The following is a 13,145-nucleotide window of genomic DNA, read 5'->3' as shown; positions in this document are numbered from 1 at the left end:
GTCAAGGTCGAGAAATTGAGTATAAAAAGTTGCATTCACAGCAGCTCCAACTCTTCTAAATACCTCGAAGCTCTGCTTCGAGGATCCTTTATTTGATACGACAGCGTATTCTCCGTGCATCAAAGCCAGTAAAAATGGGTAGTTTTCGTACTCTTGAGCCGGTCTCACGTAAATTTGGTTTTGATCGTGGAACCCCAGTTGACAGAATGTATATGGATCATTTCCTGCAAATGCATAAAACGGATATTACTGGTCATGTGCTGGAAGTTGGAGATAATCAGTACACGAAAAAATATGGCCACAATATAAAGAGGTCTGTAATTCTAAGAGGTAACGCTAAAGGATCGGAATGCTATGATGGGGATCTTACAGATCAAGAAACACTGAAAACGTTAGGTCAATACGACTGCTTAATTGCTACTCAAGTATTCAATTTTATTTTTGATGTTCCCGCGGCTATTAAAGGTTTGGATATGCTTCTTCGCAAAGGAGGCACAGGACTTATTACTGTTGCAGGTCTTAGTCAGATATCAAGATACGACTTTGATCGATGGGGCGACTATTGGCGATTTACAACGTTATCTGCAAAAAAATTGTTTGATGCTCATTTTGGAGCAGGAAAAACAGAGATAAAGTCTTATGGTAACGTTCTCGTTGCTACAGGATTTATTCAAGGTATGGCTGGCGAAGAATTTTCACATGAAGAGTTGTTTTACATAGATCCAGATTATCAAATTATGATTGCAATTAAGATCAAAAAATGACATGAAATAAAAGTAATATTATGATTGATCCTCTGATCCATGCGTTAAAAGGTAATTATAGTAGCATACTTATGCTACATAGGATATCCTCAATAAAGCCTGATGCCTTACCTGCTAATCAAAATATGAATGTTTCGCCAGATGAACTTGCTGATTTTATTACAAATGTAAAAAGACGAGGATGGGTATTTTTATCCCTTGATGAAATGTATGAACGTTTGGTCAATAAAAAAAAACTCTCAAAAACACTGGTATTAACCGCTGACGATGGATATCGTGATAATCTTACAGAAGGTCTTGAAGTAATATCTGCCTATAAAGTGCCATTATGTGTATATGTAACAACATCTTTTCCCGATAAAACAGCCAAGCTGTGGTGGTATGCACTTGAAGATGCGGTATGTTATGATGCAAAAAAAAATGATAAAGATTATGATATTGGGCTGATGAATGAAAGATTTATAAAACTACGAAGCAAGTATCTTGAATCATATACAAATCCAGAAAAGTATTTTAGTGATTATTTTCCAACTTTTGAGCCAGATTGGAATTCATATTGTGAAAAATATTGTCTTAAGTGGGACGAGATTGTATTTTTGAGCAAAAATCCGCAAATTACTATAGGAGCGCATACAGTGAACCATGCCTGTTTGCAAGCTCTTACATATCATGATGCATGGAAAGAGATAGAAAATTCCAAAACAAAAATTCAGGATAAAATATCACTAAGAGTCGAACATTTTTGTTATCCTTTCGGCGGTAGCGATGAAGCATCAAGTCGCGAGTATAATATGGCTACAGAGATGGGTTTTAAAACAGCGACAACAACAGTCGGAGGAAATGTATTTCCTGAACATAAAGATCGTCTTACTTCACTCCCTCGGTATATCTACAAACAATCTTATAAAATAGGCTATCTTTCTGGACTTAAGCAGAATGCAAAATATGTCCTGAAGAGTTTATATGTGTAAGTGTATTTAGTTTATAATGCGGATTATTCATGTAAGTTATTCTGATACCGGTGGAGCAGGAAGGGCAGCATATCGAATTCACTGCTCATTACTTGATAGCGGAATCGAATCTAAAATGCAGGTCATGTACTCTGTATCAGGAGACTATACCGTTGACAGTTTAACAAGAAATATAAAAGATAAAATTCTTCAAAAATCCAGAGAGTTACCGGCAAAATTATTATCGAAGAGTGGTTCAGTAGAAAATTCAATTATTCATTCAATAGCTATATTGCCATCAGGCCTTCCGGCGATACTCAATAATTCTGATGCTGATGTCATACATTTGCACTGGGTAGGAAGAGAACTGTTGTCTGTCAAAGATATATCAAAAATAAACAAGCCAATCGTCTGGACATTTCACGATATGTGGCCTTTTTGTGGCGCAGAACATGTTAGCTATGATAATCGGTACAAGGATGGGTATAGCGCTATAAAAAAATCTTCATACTCTACAGGTTTTGATCTTAATAAGTGGACTTGGGAAAGGAAAAAAAAGCATTGGAATAAACCAATAGAAATAGTAACGCCAAGTCGATGGATGGCAGAGTGTGTACAAGAAAGCGCACTTATGTCTGATTGGCCTGTCACTGTTATTCCAAATCCTATCGATGCAAGAAAATGGGAGCCAATAGAGAAAAATGTTGCGCGTAAAATTCTTGGATATCAGAGTGATTGTTTATTGGTTGCTTTTGGCTCATACGGAGAAAATCAACAATATCATAAAGGTGCAGACTTGTTGAAATTAGCACTGGCTCATATTAAAGAGAGTAATAAACAAGATGTTAAACTTGTTGTTATTGGACAAAATCCTCCAATTGTGCCTGATGGATATGGTTTTCCAGCTATATATGAAGGTTTTTTACATGATGACATAAGTCTTCGTTTGCTCTACAGTGCAGTAGATGCCATAATTATTCCTTCCAGGATTGAGTCATTTAGCCAAATGGCTTCTGAGGCGCATGTTTGCGGGACTCCAGTAATTGCTTTTAATGTATGCGGCTTACGGGATATTGTAGATAATCGTATTACGGGTTATCTGGCAAATGCTTTTGATGCAGAAGATTTTGCTGAAGGTATTCGATGGGTGTTATCTGATAAAGGTCGCCTGACAGCTCTTGGTCAGCAAGCCAGAATAAAAGCATTGAATAAATTTGATAAAGCAGTTGTATCTCAACAGTATCAAAGTATATACCGAAAGGTAATCGAACATTAAAATAAATCAAGAAAGTAAAATAGAAAAAAGAAAAACGGATTGAGAGCAGTAGAAAAAAAATCAAAAATAGGGGAGCCGCTTATAAGTGTTATTACGATAGTATATAATGGCGTTATGGATATTGAAAGGACGTTGAATAGTGTGGCATCACAAAGCTACAAAAATATAGAGTATATTGTGGTTGATGGTTGCTCTACTGATGGCACGGTAGATGTTATTAAGAAATATAAGAATAGTATTGATGTGTGGGTTAGTGAAAAAGATCAAGGCATCAGCGATGCTTTTAACAAGGGTATAAAAATGACGTCAGGCGAGTACTTGATATTTATGAACTGCGGGGATATTTTTCATTCTGATGACGTAGTAAATAATGTTATTCCCTGTCTTTTATCAAATCCGTGTGCTGTTGTATATGGAAACGCTCTTGTTGGAGGTAAATGTATAAATACAGATCATAGCAGGATATTATTAAAGCGTTTTCTGAGTAATCCAATATGTCATCAAGCTGTGTTTGTGCCTGCAATTATTCATCAGTCTATATTATACGATACGAAGTATCGTTATAGTATGGATTTCGATCTATGGCACAGATTAATTTGCATTGAACATATACCATTTGTTAAGATAAATATGATAGTGAGCGACTATATGGTTGGTGGAATAACATCTTCTATTCAAAATCTCGAAAAAGTGATATATGAACATTGGCTCGTAAAGCAACAGTATCTTCGTTCAGAAAATAACATATTAGAGCTGTGTGTTATTGCAGGAAAGATATTAGGTGCAAAAATAAAGACAGTTTTTAGGTTGGTTTTAGGGGATTCGTTGTATGAAGTTATGAAAAGAAAAATGTGTGCAACATGAGGATTTTATAATAAAGTCAATTAACAATATTGTTGTGCAAATTCATTGCTGTTTTGGTGATTATATCGCCAATTTATTTTTTATAGTATAAAAGCAAAAAAGCGTTGAGATTAAAATATCAAAACTCTGGTTCGTGGTTAAAGAAAGTAGTATCATAAACATAATAGTGTAATATAACGAGATGTCTAATAATGTTGATGAGAAGCAGTTGAAAAATCATTCGATTTTTGAGGCGCCGTACAGAAATGATGATGAGATTAACCTCCTCGATATTGCGGTAATACTTGCAAAACATAAAAAAGCTATTATTGGTGTTCCCGTAATAGTGGCCATGATAACAGCTTTAATTATAGGAATTAATACTCGAACATCCTTAAAAAACTATAAAGCATCAATCCAGATATATTTAACAGAAAGTTCAATTCCAAAAGAGGCTGTGTTATCATTAATAAACAGCAAATCTATGGGAGATAGCCTTATGAAGCGACTTGAACTTGGAAAGCTATACAATATAGCTTCTGATAAAAAAGCGCTAAACCAGCTTCTTAACTCTGTAAATAGTTCTATTCAGAATGATTATATCACCGTAACTATTAATGACTCGGATTCATCTCGTGCGGTTAAGCTAACTAACGCATATCCAAAAATTCTTGGTAGTCTTGTTGAAAAGTTTGCTATTACCGAGACTTCAAAACGGAGATTGATATTCGAAAAGAGCCTTCTCGGGATTAAAAAAACTTTTGAGCAGTCAGAAGAACGACTTATAGATACGCAACATTCTCCTGATTATAATCCTCCGGAAACAATGGTTGTTGAAATGGTCAAAAAAACAGCAGCTCTCAAAGCTCGCATTGCTATGAAAGAGCTTGAATTGTTTACCATGGCATCTCAGGATATGGCTAAATATCCATCTTATCTAAGATTAGAGAGTGAGCTAAATGATCTATGGTCGGAATTTTCGAGAATTGACTTAAGCAAAGGCATAATAACTAAAGTCTCTTTAAAACAGTTGGAATATCTTCGTTTGATAAGAGATTATCAGTACAATGAAACGCGTTATGAACAACTTGTAAAAGTTATTGAGAAATCTAAAATTGATGAACTTGATGAACTTCCTGTAATTAGAACCATAAGTTCTATAGAACAACCCGAAGAGACGGCATCCTCAAAGCCACTGATATATATAGTATTCAGTTCTGCACTGTCATTTATAATTATTGTTTTGTGGGCGTTATTTGTTGAAGCATTTCGTAATGCTAAAAATGACCCTAAAAACAAAGTGCAGATTGAGTCATTCAGAAGAGCTATGAAGTGGAGATAGTATTATTCTGTGGTATGGAGTATGTTTTGGTGATGTTTACGATGTTGTGTTTTCAGAAAAGCTCTTCTTCTATTTCGGCGGGATAAAATTATTGCATCATTATTATGGCTGGTGAGTGTAGATTAAGAAATCTGTATTATCTCTCTAAGTCATAAATAAGATGCTTCTTTGATGTAGATATTTATAATAGGGAAAAAGTTTTTTATGATTTATATGATAGCGTTTTTAAAAGATATTGCAATAATCGCTGTTGAATGTGTCAACATGTATTGAGTAAGGTGTAATTATAAAAACAATAAATCAATGTTAGAGATAAGGCAATATCGTTCGCAATTCATATTGGTAAAGCGTATCGTGGACGCGGTTATGCCTATCTGTGTGTTGTATGCGGTGACTAATATTTATGGTATAGCATGGAGCGATAGGTATATACTACTCGGTTTCGTTGAAGGATTTATATTTATGTTATCATGTCAGTTTTTTGGCGCATATGAAAACTGGCGTGCTCGATCCATTCAAGAAAGTTTTCAAATAACACTTAAGTCATGGATTGTAAGCGTAATATTTCTTATTGTTGTAGGCTTTATTTTAAAGCGATCATATGAATATTCAAGATTTGTTATTGGATTGTGGTCTATTGCATCACTTGTTTTATTGTCGGTATTTAGAGTTCTTAGCTGGATGTTTATGCATTATGCGTTTAGAACTGGAATGTATACAAAAAAAGTGGCAATTGCCGGTATTGGAAAGGTCGGTAAATACTTAATCGAACTTTTTAACGAAAATCCAAGTCTTGGATATAAAGTAGTAGGGGTTTATGACGATGATCTTGATCGTAAAATAACGATGAATAAAATGTATGAGGCGCATGGTAATCTCGATGATTTATGCGTAGATGCTTGTGAACCGATATTTGATGAATTATATCTTTGTCTTCCAATCGGTGCAGAAAGCAGGATTGTATCGATTATGAATAAATTATCACAGACAACAGTAGTTGTGAAATATGTGCCTGATTTATTTGCTTTCGAGCTGCTTCACGCAAAGTGGCATGATTTGAAAGGACTTCCAATAATAAGCGTCTATGATACCCCAATGAGTTCATTCTCGGCGAGGATGCTAAAGCGAATAGAAGATTTAATGGTTTCAATTCTTATAATGTTGCTTATATGGCCTATAATGTTGCTTATCGCGTTGGGGGTAAAACTAAGTTCTCCAGGACCCATATTTTATCGGCAAAATCGAATCGGTTGGAATGGAAAATCGTTCAGCATATTAAAATTTAGGTCTATGCCTGTTGATATTGAGAATAAAAAAGTTGAATGGGGTAATGCTTCTCGCAAAACGACAACAAAATTTGGTCAGTTTATCAGGGCTACCAGTTTAGATGAGTTGCCACAGTTTTTTAATGTTCTCAAAGGAGATATGTCAATTGTTGGGCCGAGACCGGAACGAGATATATTTATAAAAAAAATAAGCAAAGAGGTCCCTCGTTATATGCAACGTCATATGGTTAAGGCTGGAATTACCGGATGGGCTCAGGTTCACGGATTAAGAGGTGATACATGCCTTAATAAGCGTGTAAAATATGATTTATATTATATTAATAACTGGACATTGTTACTAGATATAAAGATAATATTATCAACTCTTTTTAAGATGAGTGCAAAGGATTAAGTTGCTTTTATTTTTAAATGCTTCTCGCAAAGCGTATTTAAAAAGATGGGGCTTCTTGATAAGAAGAAAATACTCTTATGAATAATATGAGGTGTGAGTTGATCTTGTTTAGAAGATGAAAATTCTATATATTAATTCACTTTATGCTCCATATATAGGAGGTGGAGCTGAGATTATGTTAAAGTCTCTTGTTGAGGGTATGCAGAGACGAGGACATGAAGTTGCAGTTTTAACAACTGGGGCAGAGCCAGGGTTACAGAAGGATGAAATAGATGGGGTAAGAATATGGCGTGCCGGGATAAAAAATCTTTATTGGCAGCATAGCGCGAGCCGTCCGAATCCCATGGTTAGGCTTTTATGGCATTGGAATGATCGTTATAATTCATCAATGCGTGGCTATATTAAAGAGATTATCAGACTGGAAAAGCCAGATTTAGTAAATTGTCATAATCTTGCAGGCTGGTCAATAGCTGCTTGGGATGAAATAAAAGAATTAACTTTGCCCATTGTTCAAACATTGCACGACTATTATCTTTTATGTTTGAGAAGTACTATGTTCAATGATGGAAAGATTTGTGAGGATCAGTGTGTACTATGCGAACAGTTAAGGAGGAGTCATTCAAGTAAATCAAGTTCAGTTGATTATGTCGTCGGTGTGAGTAGTTATGTCCTTGAACGTATTTGTGACGAAGGATATTTTGAGCAATCAAAAAAAGCAGTTATCTATAATGCTTGCAATATTCCAAAGTCAAATAATAACGAAAGAAATAAATTGTTGCCTATAAGATTTGGATATATAGGAACTCTATCTGAATCAAAAGGTCTTGAGTGGCTTATAAGACAATATCAAAAAAATAATCTTCAGGGTACATTAACGATAGCTGGTAGTGGACAAAAAAAATATGAAGATTATTTGAAGACATTAGTTAATTCTGATAGTATTAAGTTTGTCGGTTATGTTCCATCAGAAGAATTCTATTCGCAAATTGATGTTTGTATCGTACCGTCCCTATGGGCAGAGCCATTTGGTATGGTGACAATAGAGGCAAATGCTTCTCATTTGCCTGTTATTACATCCGGTATAGGAGGGCAGGCTGAAATAGTCACTCATGAAGAAAATGGTTTAATAGTAGACCCAAGCGTTCCTGATACACTCGGAAGTGCTCTTTGTCGTATTGCGAATGACCGAGATATTTATCAATACATGGTGAGTCATGCAAGAAAGTCTGTTGAAAAATATTTAGATATCGATGGAATGTTAGATGCCTATGAAAATTTATACAGAGTTTGCGTGAAATGAGAGTAAGCAGTGAGAAGCTCATATTTGGTTTCTTTTACTTATTTATAGTGTTTCTTGTTTTTGAAGGGCCGATTAGATATATATTTGCGGCTTTAAATGCAAATATGATTGTGTACCTTCCAAAGGCATTTCTTGCTTTTGTTCTATTCATATACTTATACATGTATGGAAGAGCAAAGAAAGGGGTCTGGTATTTGTTGATATCCCTGATGATTTTTATTGTTATAGGCGTTTTTAATTTGGGTCTAAGGCAGTCATTTTTTGAAGTATGGGTTATTCTGCCTTTTATATATGGGTTAGTTTTTTCGCAATATATATATAATGAGAAATATTATTATTGGTATTTGGGGTTATATTGGCTGTGTGTAGCTGGTGTGTTAATGGGATTGTTTATTCATTATCCGTGGTCAGGATTGCAGGTTGACGTTCTCGGTAAAGCTGTAACAGCAAATATTGAATGGGATGCGATGGGAATAAACCGTGATTCTGGTTTTTCTCGAGCATCTTACAGCGCAGCATCACAATTGCTGTGTCTTGCTGTTTTAATTATATATATAAATAAATCATTTCTTATCAATATAGCGGTATGGTTTTTCTCTGGAATAGGTATTATTTTGACCACAACAAAAGGCGCATTTGTTGCATGGGGCGTATTGTCGGTTTATTATATTATGTATTTTCTGTTTAAAAGTTGCTCGGTGGCGTATATTTATCGATCGATAGTAATTATCTTTTTTGGCTTATTATGTGTTATTCTGCCAGTAACAACATTGTTTCACAGTTATTCTGGAGGGTTTCAAGGTATAATAATGAAATTCTTTTTATCAAGTTTTATGGATCGTCTTGTTTGGATGTGGCCAGATTCTTTTCATTTGCTTGAAATAGGAAGAATTAGTTCAATATATTTCGGGAGGGGTTTGGGAGGTATCGGTGCTTCCCAAAGTTATTATGAGCCTCAATATTATCGGGCAGCAGATAATGTATTTGTTTACATGGTTGTTAATTTCGGAATTTTTGTATCTGTATTATTTATGGCTTATCTTACTATAAGGGCTTTTTCGAAAGGAGATAAACACCAATATCTTTTTGTTGTGCCTGTTATTATGATTGTATTTTCTTATGGGCTCGTTGTAAATATTTTTGAAGAGCCATTGCTAAGTGCGTTAGTTGGATGTATTTTATTTCCGTATAAAAAATATTATGAAGAGTCTGGTGGTTTATTGTTGAAGGCAAGGTAATTATGATTTATGTAATGTGTTAGAATAGAGATAATAGATAAATGATAGCATTTGACGCCCGTTGGATTGGGCAGCATGGTATAGGAAGATTTGCAGAAGAAATTCATAAGAGAATATTATTCGGATTTAATTATGATGACGCTAACAATCCGGCGGGAATGTTTTCGGCATTTCAGCTCGCTAGTTGGCTAAAGCATTCTGGCGCTAAAGCGCTTTATAGTCCTGGATATATTCCTCCTTTTTATGCTAATATTCCATATATATTTACGATCCATGATCTTAATCATTTAGAGATACCATATAATAGTTCTAAATCAAAGAGGGCATATTATCGTGCTGTTATTCTTCCCGGTTTACATAGGTCTTATCGTATTGTCACTGTTTCGGAGTATGCGAAAAATCGAATTGTTGCTTGGTCTGGATGCTCTCCAGAAAAGATAATGGTGTCTTGCAATGGGGTGAGTGACACATTTAATAATTATACTAAGCCTGCCGTGCCTGGATATAGCTATCTTTTTTGTTGTAGTAACAGAAAAAGACATAAAAATGAAGCGAGACTACTCGAAGCTTATAGCTTAAGTGGAGTATATAATCAAATGAAGTTAGTATTTACTGGGGATGCTGATCGAAATGTTAAAAAAATAATAAAATCGCTAAGACTTGATAGTTCTGTTGTGTTTACCGGAAGAGTTAGTGAAAACGAGTTGGCAGGGTGGTACCGTGGCGCAGTTGCAACGGTATTCCCTTCTTTGTACGAAGGTTTTGGATTACCTGTAATTGAAAGCATGGCTTGCGGAACACCGGTCGTTACATCAAATACTACCTCAATACCCGAGGTGGGCGGAGACGCTGCATTCTATGTTAATCCATTGTCAGTTGAGGATATATCTTCAGGAATTAAGCGGGTTGTTAATGATAACAGCTTACGAAAACAAATGGAGGAAAAGGGATTAGAACGAGCATCTCTATTTACATGGGATCGTGCGTCAAAAATTGTTCAGAACGCAATACAAGGAATGCTCAATTAAAATAGATTAATCAATAATATGATAGCATGATGGTTATAGTATGAAAATAGCCATAATACATGAATGGTTGATTACGCGTGCTGGTTCTGAAAAAGTATTAGAAGAGATACTTGCATGTTATCCGGATGCAGATTTGTTTTCAATCGTCGATTTTCTACCAAAGACTGACAGAGAATTAATAGGCAAGCGGTCGATTCAAACCTCATTTATTCAGCAACTGCCCAAAGCCTCTACGCATTTTCGACAATACCTTCCGTTGTTACCCTTAGCTGTCGAGCAGTTTGATCTCTCATCGTATGATTTGATTATATCAAGTTCACATGCCGTTGCGAAAGGCGTTCTGACAGGTCCCGATCAGGTTCATATCAGCTATGTACATTCACCGATTCGTTATGCTTGGGATATGCAGCATCAGTATCTTGCAGAGGCTGGGCTGACAAAGGGCATAAAGTCATGGATTGCTCGCGGAATATTGCATTACATCAGGTTGTGGGACTATCGAACCGCTCAGGGCGTTGATACGTTTCTCGCTAATTCGAAATTTATTTCACGACGGATACGGAAAGTATATGGTCGTGAATCAACGGTAATCTATCCGCCGGTTGATGTCTCTGCATTTTCAATGCACGAACAGAAAGAAAATTTCTACCTGACGGCTTCGCGTATGGTTCCATACAAGAAAATGCCTATGATCGTAGAAGCGTTTGCTTCTATGCCAGACAGGCATCTTGTTGTTATTGGTGAAGGCCCGGAAATGGAAAAGTGTCGTGCTGTTGCTGGAAGGAATGTAGAACTTCTCGGATGGCAGCCCTTTGAGGTTTTACGTGATTATATGCAGCGAGCAAAAGCATTTGTATTTGCCGCCGAGGAGGATTTCGGTATAACACCTGTTGAAGCACAGGCCTGTGGCACACCGGTTATTGCTTATGGCAAGGGAGGCGCACTGGAAACGGTCAGGGGATTGGATGATGAATCTCCTACAGGAGTGTTTTATGGAAATCAGTGCCCAGAATCGATCAGAGATGCAGTTCTACTTTTTGACAAGGTTTGTGGCAACATTACTGCCGAAGCGTGCCGTAGCAATGCGTTGCGCTTTTCACCAGACAGGTTTAGGGCGGAGTTCAAGGCATGTGTAGTTGAAGTTCTGGAGATGAATGATATAAGAAAAAAGTGAAGAATTTATTGAGTCTCATTGAGTACACTCTTCATGAGAGTACGCTCATTATGTTCCGTATGAATGTTTACCGGAAAATGAGGTAAATCAATCGATCTTCCTCTCCTCATGGTGCTTATCGTTTTATGAGCAGACCGGGGGATTGGTTTTTTCGATGCCGGGAACGTATCGCTATTTTACCGCTGATGCAATTGTTTCCCAAGGATTCAAGTGTGCCTGAACTTGAAAATTATCGTTCTCTGGCAAATGCGGTTACTTCTGGCAGTAAGGTAAAGCTGCTCGGTCTTGTCGGGCTGGATGCCGCTCCAGCTGTCCGGCGGCGGCAATTGGAAGAGCATGGTGTTTCCTGCTGTTTTCAGCGGATAGCAGGGAGCAAAACCATTACGAAATTGCGGATTCTTTCCCGTCATCAGCAACTGCTTCGCGTTGATTTTGAGGATCATTTTCCAGCTTGGAACGTCGAGATATTGCATTCGGTATATCTCGAACAGCTCATGGTGCTCGATGCGGTCATCCTGTCCGATTTTGCCAAAGTCATCCTGCGGCGCATCGATATGCTGATCAACGCTGCTCGCCAGGCAGGCAAACCAGTTATTATCGACCCGAAAGGTACGGATTTTGAGCGTTACCGGGGGGGCGACGATGATTACGCCGAATCTTTCGGAATTTGAGTCCGTGGCTGGCCGGTGAGAAAACGAAGCCGAGCTGGAATGCAAGGGATGCCGTCTTCGTGAGGCGCTCGATCTCGATTCCTTGCTGGTTACCCGAAGCGAAAAGGGGATGAGCTTGTTTGTCGAGGGTCGGAACCAGCTGTATTTTCCGACTCATGCTCAGAATGTGTTCGACGTCACCGGTGCCGGTGATACGGTGGTGGCGACCACCGGCGCGGTCCTTGGGGCTGGAATGCCGATGTACGAAGCGGTGCCAATTTAGAATGTGGCTGCTGGCAGTGTTGTCGCCAAGCTGGGCACGGGGGGAGCGGATCGTCATGACCAACGGCTGTTTCGATCTGCTGCATCCCGGCCATCTGGACTATCTGGAGAAAGCCAAGGCCTTGGGGGATCGATTGGTTGTCGCCGTCAATGATGACGAATCGGTTCGTCGGCTTAATAAGGGATCGAAACGGCCGGTCAATACCTTGCCTTGCAGAACCGAATGCGGATGCTTGCAGCGCTCTCCTGCGTTGACTGGGCGGTGCCTTTTTCAGAAGATACTCCGGAGCGCTTCTATTGCTGTGCATTACCCGATATTCTGGTCAACGGCGGTGATTATATTGAAGAAAGGGTTTCCAGAGCGGGGTGCGTGAAGCGCGCAGACGGAGAGGTTCAAATCATCGAATTTCTCGATAGTTTATCCACAACAGTGCTGATCAGCAAAATCAAGGAATCAGGAGGGGCAGGGCACTGAGCAGAAATAACATCCTGATTTTTTAGATCGCACTGTCTTTAAAATTCTTTGTTAAATCTCTATGGGATATATTCCCCGAAGCTCTGCTTCGTTAAAGATAAAAGTGTAATAATTGAGCACATATATTCATAAAAGTCATAATGTAT

Annotated in this window: 13 protein-coding genes and 1 pseudogene; all 14 read left to right on the top strand. The window is 37.7% G+C overall.

Translation table 11 applies throughout. From position 1 onward, the window contains the following. Positions 1–134 precede the first annotated feature (134 nt). Positions 135–764 carry a methyltransferase gene (locus EST62_RS12745; protein WP_129052445.1) on the top strand — a complete coding sequence of 210 codons (630 nt, stop codon included), beginning with the start codon at positions 135–137 and terminating at the stop codon, positions 762–764. A gap of 20 nt (positions 765–784) precedes the next feature. Then, positions 785–1,735, top strand: coding sequence for a polysaccharide deacetylase family protein (locus tag EST62_RS12740; protein WP_129052444.1), 951 nt, complete (start codon positions 785–787; stop codon positions 1,733–1,735). Positions 1,736–1,850: 115 nt separating this feature from the next. Continuing rightward, the gene (locus tag EST62_RS12735; RefSeq protein WP_245153665.1) at positions 1,851–2,990 is read left to right on the top strand and encodes a glycosyltransferase; all 1,140 of its coding nucleotides are present in this window, start codon (positions 1,851–1,853) and stop codon (positions 2,988–2,990) included. A gap of 39 nt (positions 2,991–3,029) precedes the next feature. Continuing rightward, a complete protein-coding gene (locus EST62_RS12730; protein WP_129052442.1) occupies positions 3,030–3,854 on the top strand; it encodes a glycosyltransferase family 2 protein in 825 nt (274 codons plus the stop codon). A 181-nt stretch (positions 3,855–4,035) separates the two neighbouring features. Continuing rightward, a complete protein-coding gene (locus EST62_RS12725) occupies positions 4,036–5,175 on the top strand; it encodes a hypothetical protein (protein ID WP_129052441.1) in 1,140 nt (379 codons plus the stop codon). 366 nt (positions 5,176–5,541) lie between these two features. Beyond that, complete coding sequence (locus EST62_RS12720; protein WP_167599359.1) at positions 5,542–6,852, top strand: undecaprenyl-phosphate glucose phosphotransferase; 1,311 nt, start codon at positions 5,542–5,544, stop codon at positions 6,850–6,852. A 115-nt stretch (positions 6,853–6,967) separates the two neighbouring features. Continuing rightward, positions 6,968–8,152 (top strand): glycosyltransferase family 4 protein, encoded by a 1,185-nt coding sequence (locus EST62_RS12715; protein ID WP_129052439.1) that lies wholly within the window; start codon positions 6,968–6,970, stop codon positions 8,150–8,152. Continuing rightward, entirely contained in the window at positions 8,149–9,390 is a 1,242-nt protein-coding gene (locus EST62_RS12710) for a hypothetical protein (protein ID WP_129052438.1), read from the top strand. Before EST62_RS12715 ends, EST62_RS12710 begins: the two co-directional genes overlap by 4 nt. Positions 9,391–9,431: 41 nt before the next feature. Then, entirely contained in the window at positions 9,432–10,418 is a 987-nt protein-coding gene (locus EST62_RS12705; RefSeq protein WP_129052437.1) for a glycosyltransferase family 1 protein, read from the top strand. Between the two features lie 40 nt (positions 10,419–10,458). After that, positions 10,459–11,592 (top strand): glycosyltransferase family 4 protein, encoded by a 1,134-nt coding sequence (locus EST62_RS12700; protein WP_129052436.1) that lies wholly within the window; start codon positions 10,459–10,461, stop codon positions 11,590–11,592. 125 nt (positions 11,593–11,717) lie between these two features. Further along, a complete protein-coding gene (locus EST62_RS12695; RefSeq protein ID WP_209019449.1) occupies positions 11,718–12,263 on the top strand; it encodes a hypothetical protein in 546 nt (181 codons plus the stop codon). 109 nt (positions 12,264–12,372) lie between these two features. Then, entirely contained in the window at positions 12,373–12,525 is a 153-nt protein-coding gene (locus tag EST62_RS13685; RefSeq protein ID WP_209019448.1) for a hypothetical protein, read from the top strand. A gap of 1 nt (position 12,526) precedes the next feature. Continuing rightward, positions 12,527–12,688, top strand: a pseudogene (locus EST62_RS14025) (adenylyltransferase/cytidyltransferase family protein); the annotation flags it as partial. Positions 12,689–12,753: 65 nt separating this feature from the next. Continuing rightward, positions 12,754–12,999 carry a hypothetical protein gene (locus tag EST62_RS13835; RefSeq protein WP_245153663.1) on the top strand — a complete coding sequence of 82 codons (246 nt, stop codon included), beginning with the start codon at positions 12,754–12,756 and terminating at the stop codon, positions 12,997–12,999. Positions 13,000–13,145 lie beyond the last annotated feature (146 nt).

The sequence above is a fragment of the Chlorobaculum sp. 24CR genome (assembly GCF_004118635.1).
Classification (GTDB): Bacteria; Bacteroidota; Chlorobiia; order Chlorobiales; family Chlorobiaceae; genus Chlorobaculum.
Note: the sequence above shows the minus strand (reverse complement) of the source record. Positions and strands in the feature narration are given on the sequence as shown.

What these genes read in the sequence shown, in the direction of transcription:
- EST62_RS12695 (WP_209019449.1), top strand. Translation starts at nt 11,718, where the DNA reads ATGAGCAGACCGGGGGATTGGTTTTTTCGATGCCGGGAACGTATCGCT.
- EST62_RS12710 (WP_129052438.1), top strand. Translation starts at nt 8,149, where the DNA reads ATGAGAGTAAGCAGTGAGAAGCTCATATTTGGTTTCTTTTACTTATTT.
- EST62_RS12745 (WP_129052445.1), top strand. Translation starts at nt 135, where the DNA reads ATGGGTAGTTTTCGTACTCTTGAGCCGGTCTCACGTAAATTTGGTTTT.
- EST62_RS12715 (WP_129052439.1), top strand. Translation starts at nt 6,968, where the DNA reads ATGAAAATTCTATATATTAATTCACTTTATGCTCCATATATAGGAGGT.
- EST62_RS12705 (WP_129052437.1), top strand. Translation starts at nt 9,432, where the DNA reads ATGATAGCATTTGACGCCCGTTGGATTGGGCAGCATGGTATAGGAAGA.
- EST62_RS12700 (WP_129052436.1), top strand. Translation starts at nt 10,459, where the DNA reads ATGAAAATAGCCATAATACATGAATGGTTGATTACGCGTGCTGGTTCT.
- EST62_RS12725 (WP_129052441.1), top strand. Translation starts at nt 4,036, where the DNA reads ATGTCTAATAATGTTGATGAGAAGCAGTTGAAAAATCATTCGATTTTT.
- EST62_RS13685 (WP_209019448.1), top strand. Translation starts at nt 12,373, where the DNA reads ATGAGCTTGTTTGTCGAGGGTCGGAACCAGCTGTATTTTCCGACTCAT.
- EST62_RS12740 (WP_129052444.1), top strand. Translation starts at nt 785, where the DNA reads ATGATTGATCCTCTGATCCATGCGTTAAAAGGTAATTATAGTAGCATA.
- EST62_RS13835 (WP_245153663.1), top strand. Translation starts at nt 12,754, where the DNA reads ATGCTTGCAGCGCTCTCCTGCGTTGACTGGGCGGTGCCTTTTTCAGAA.
- EST62_RS12720 (WP_167599359.1), top strand. Translation starts at nt 5,542, where the DNA reads ATGCCTATCTGTGTGTTGTATGCGGTGACTAATATTTATGGTATAGCA.
- EST62_RS12735 (WP_245153665.1), top strand. Translation starts at nt 1,851, where the DNA reads ATGCAGGTCATGTACTCTGTATCAGGAGACTATACCGTTGACAGTTTA.